Consider the following 4886-nt stretch of genomic DNA (forward strand, 5'->3'; position numbering starts at 1 on the left):
TAACCCGCTTCGGCCGGGAATCGGACACGAAAGAGTCTGATAGAGTCGGAAACGCAAGAACGAAGGGAAGCGCCCGGAGGGCCCCGGTGAAACGGGACCGAAGGAAGCGTCCGTTCCTTGAGAACTCAACAGCGTGCCAAAAGTCAACGCCAGATATGTTGATACCCCGGCCTGCATCGCAGGTTGGTGGTTCCTTTGAAAAGTCCTGCACGGTCCTCGGACCGGGTAGGCAACAACAGCGAGGACGCTGTGAACAACCGGTCATATTCCGACCTGGTTGTTCCGCTCTCGTGTTGTGATCCCGATTACGGGAAAACATTCACGGAGAGTTTGATCCTGGCTCAGGACGAACGCTGGCGGCGTGCTTAACACATGCAAGTCGAACGATGAAGCCCTTCGGGGTGGATTAGTGGCGAACGGGTGAGTAACACGTGGGCAATCTGCCCTGCACTCTGGGACAAGCCCTGGAAACGGGGTCTAATACCGGATAACACTCTGTCCCGCATGGGACGGGGTTAAAAGCTCCGGCGGTGAAGGATGAGCCCGCGGCCTATCAGCTTGTTGGTGGGGTAATGGCCTACCAAGGCGACGACGGGTAGCCGGCCTGAGAGGGCGACCGGCCACACTGGGACTGAGACACGGCCCAGACTCCTACGGGAGGCAGCAGTGGGGAATATTGCACAATGGGCGAAAGCCTGATGCAGCGACGCCGCGTGAGGGATGACGGCCTTCGGGTTGTAAACCTCTTTCAGCAGGGAAGAAGCGAAAGTGACGGTACCTGCAGAAGAAGCGCCGGCTAACTACGTGCCAGCAGCCGCGGTAATACGTAGGGCGCAAGCGTTGTCCGGAATTATTGGGCGTAAAGAGCTCGTAGGCGGCTTGTCACGTCGGATGTGAAAGCCCGGGGCTTAACCCCGGGTCTGCATTCGATACGGGCTAGCTAGAGTGTGGTAGGGGAGATCGGAATTCCTGGTGTAGCGGTGAAATGCGCAGATATCAGGAGGAACACCGGTGGCGAAGGCGGATCTCTGGGCCATTACTGACGCTGAGGAGCGAAAGCGTGGGGAGCGAACAGGATTAGATACCCTGGTAGTCCACGCCGTAAACGTTGGGAACTAGGTGTTGGCGACATTCCACGTCGTCGGTGCCGCAGCTAACGCATTAAGTTCCCCGCCTGGGGAGTACGGCCGCAAGGCTAAAACTCAAAGGAATTGACGGGGGCCCGCACAAGCGGCGGAGCATGTGGCTTAATTCGACGCAACGCGAAGAACCTTACCAAGGCTTGACATACACCGGAAAGCATCAGAGATGGTGCCCCCCTTGTGGTCGGTGTACAGGTGGTGCATGGCTGTCGTCAGCTCGTGTCGTGAGATGTTGGGTTAAGTCCCGCAACGAGCGCAACCCTTGTCCCGTGTTGCCAGCATGCCCTTCGGGGTGATGGGGACTCACAGGAGACCGCCGGGGTCAACTCGGAGGAAGGTGGGGACGACGTCAAGTCATCATGCCCCTTATGTCTTGGGCTGCACACGTGCTACAATGGCCGGTACAATGAGCTGCGATACCGCGAGGTGGAGCGAATCTCAAAAAGCCGGTCTCAGTTCGGATTGGGGTCTGCAACTCGACCCCATGAAGTCGGAGTCGCTAGTAATCGCAGATCAGCATTGCTGCGGTGAATACGTTCCCGGGCCTTGTACACACCGCCCGTCACGTCACGAAAGTCGGTAACACCCGAAGCCGGTGGCCCAACCCCTTGTGGGAGGGAGCTGTCGAAGGTGGGACTGGCGATTGGGACGAAGTCGTAACAAGGTAGCCGTACCGGAAGGTGCGGCTGGATCACCTCCTTTCTAAGGAGCATCTAGATTCCGCAAGGAATCCAGAGCCACTACGTCGGCAAATGTTCGACGGTGGTTAGCTCATGGGTGGAACGTTGACTATTCGGCACGATGAGCACGGTTTTGTTAGTACTGCTTCGGCGTGGAACACAGGATCGGGTTGATCGGGTCGGGCACGCTGTTGGGTATCTGAAGGTACGGGCTCGTTGAGTCTGGATCTTCGGTTGCCGGCCCCAGTGCACTCACCTGTAAGGGTGGGGTGATGGGTGGCTGGTCGTTGTTTGAGAACTGCACAGTGGACGCGAGCATCTGTGGCCAAGTTTTTAAGGGCGCACGGTGGATGCCTTGGCACCAGGAACCGATGAAGGACGTGGGAGGCCACGATAGTCCCCGGGGAGCTGTCAACCAAGCTTTGATCCGGGGGTTTCCGAATGGGGAAACCCGGCAGTCGTCATGGGCTGTCACCCGCTGCTGAACACATAGGCAGTGTGGAGGGAACGCGGGGAAGTGAAACATCTCAGTACCCGCAGGAAGAGAAAACAACCGTGATTCCGGGAGTAGTGGCGAGCGAAACCGGATGAGGCCAAACCGTATGCGTGTGATACCCGGCAGGGGTTGCGCATGCGGGGTTGTGGGATCTCTTTTTCACAGTCTGCCGGCTGTGAGACGAGTCAGAAACCGTTGGTGTAGGCGAAGGACATGCGAAAGGTCCGGCGTAGAGGGTAAGACCCCCGTAGCTGAAACATCAACGGCTCGTTTGAGAGACACCCAAGTAGCACGGGGCCCGAGAAATCCCGTGTGAATCTGGCGGGACCACCCGCTAAGCCTAAATATTCCCTGGTGACCGATAGCGGATAGTACCGTGAGGGAATGGTGAAAAGTACCGCGGGAGCGGAGTGAAATAGTACCTGAAACCGTGTGCCTACAAGCCGTGGGAGCGTCGCGCATCGAGCTTGCTCGGTGCGTCGTGACTGCGTGCCTTTTGAAGAATGAGCCTGCGAGTTAGCGGTGTGTAGCGAGGTTAACCCGTGTGGGGAAGCCGTAGCGAAAGCGAGTCCGAATAGGGCGATTGAGTTGCACGCTCTAGACCCGAAGCGGAGTGATCTAGCCATGGGCAGGTTGAAGCGGAGGTAAGACTTCGTGGAGGACCGAACCCACCAGGGTTGAAAACCTGGGGGATGACCTGTGGTTAGGGGTGAAAGGCCAATCAAACTCCGTGATAGCTGGTTCTCCCCGAAATGCATTTAGGTGCAGCGTCGTGTGTTTCTTGCCGGAGGTAGAGCACTGGATAGGCGATGGGCCCTACCGGGTTACTGACCTTAGCCAAACTCCGAATGCCGGTAAGTGAGAGCACGGCAGTGAGACTGTGGGGGATAAGCTCCATGGTCGAGAGGGAAACAGCCCAGAGCATCGACTAAGGCCCCTAAGCGTACGCTAAGTGGGAAAGGATGTGGAGTCGCAGAGACAACCAGGAGGTTGGCTTAGAAGCAGCCACCCTTGAAAGAGTGCGTAATAGCTCACTGGTCAAGTGATTCCGCGCCGACAATGTAGCGGGGCTCAAGCGTACCGCCGAAGTCGTGTCATTCATACACATATCCCCAACGGGAGTATGGATGGGTAGGGGAGCGTCGTGTGCCGGGTGAAGCAGCCGCGGAAGCGAGTTGTGGACGGTTCACGAGTGAGAATGCAGGCATGAGTAGCGATACACACGTGAGAAACGTGTGCGCCGATTGACTAAGGGTTCCTGGGTCAAGCTGATCTGCCCAGGGTAAGTCGGGACCTAAGGCGAGGCCGACAGGCGTAGTCGATGGACAACCGGTTGATATTCCGGTACCCGCTTTGAAACGCCCAATACTGAATCAGGCGATGCTAAGTCCGTGAAGCCGGCCCGATCTCTTCGGAGTTGAGGGTAGTGGTGGAGCCGACGAACCAGACTTGTACTAGGTAAGCGATGGGGTGACGCAGGAAGGTAGTCCAGCCCGGGCGGTGGTTGTCCCGGGGTAAGGGTGTAGGACGCACGGTAGGCAAATCCGTCGTGCATGAAGTCTGAGACCTGATGCCGAGCCGATTGTGGTGAAGTGGATGATCCTATGCTGTCGAGAAAAGCCTCTAGCGAGTTTCATGGCGGCCCGTACCCTAAACCGACTCAGGTAGTCAGGTAGAGAATACCGAGGCGTTCGGGTGAACTATGGTTAAGGAACTCGGCAAAATGCCCCCGTAACTTCGGGAGAAGGGGGGCCATCACTGGTGATCCGATTTACTCGGTGAGCTGGGGGTGGCCGCAGAGACCAGCGAGAAGCGACTGTTTACTAAAAACACAGGTCCGTGCGAAGCCGTAAGGCGATGTATACGGACTGACGCCTGCCCGGTGCTGGAACGTTAAGGGGACCGGTTAGCTGACTTTCGGGTCGGCGAAGCTGAGAACTTAAGCGCCAGTAAACGGCGGTGGTAACTATAACCATCCTAAGGTAGCGAAATTCCTTGTCGGGTAAGTTCCGACCTGCACGAATGGCGTAACGACTTCTCGACTGTCTCAACCATAGGCCCGGTGAAATTGCACTACGAGTAAAGATGCTCGTTTCGCGCAGCAGGACGGAAAGACCCCGGGACCTTTACTATAGTTTGATATTGGTGTTCGGTTCGGCTTGTGTAGGATAGGTGGGAGACTTTGAAGCGGCCACGCCAGTGGTTGTGGAGTCGTCGTTGAAATACCACTCTGGTCGTGCTGGATGTCTAACCTGGGTCCGTGATCCGGATCAGGGACAGTGTCTGATGGGTAGTTTAACTGGGGCGGTTGCCTCCTAAAGAGTAACGGAGGCGCCCAAAGGTTCCCTCAGCCTGGTTGGCAATCAGGTGTTGAGTGTAAGTGCACAAGGGAGCTTGACTGTGAGACCGACGGGTCGAGCAGGGACGAAAGTCGGGACTAGTGATCCGGCGGTGGCTTGTGGAAGCGCTGTCGCTCAACGGATAAAAGGTACCCCGGGGATAACAGGCTGATCTTCCCCAAGAGTCCATATCGACGGGATGGTTTGGCACCTCGATGTCGGCTCGTCG

Annotated in this window: 2 rRNA genes; both read left to right on the top strand. The window is 57.1% G+C overall.

Annotated elements, in window-relative coordinates:
* Nucleotides 1-318 precede the first annotated feature (318 nt).
* Nucleotides 319-1844 (top strand): 16S ribosomal RNA (locus ACFU7D_RS28635).
* A gap of 301 nt (nt 1845-2145) precedes the next feature.
* A 23S ribosomal RNA gene (locus ACFU7D_RS28640) occupies nt 2146-4886 on the top strand; the annotation flags it as partial.

The organism is Nocardioides sp. NPDC057577 (assembly GCF_042801335.1).
In the GTDB taxonomy this organism is placed as follows: domain Bacteria; phylum Actinomycetota; class Actinomycetes; order Propionibacteriales; family Nocardioidaceae; genus Nocardioides.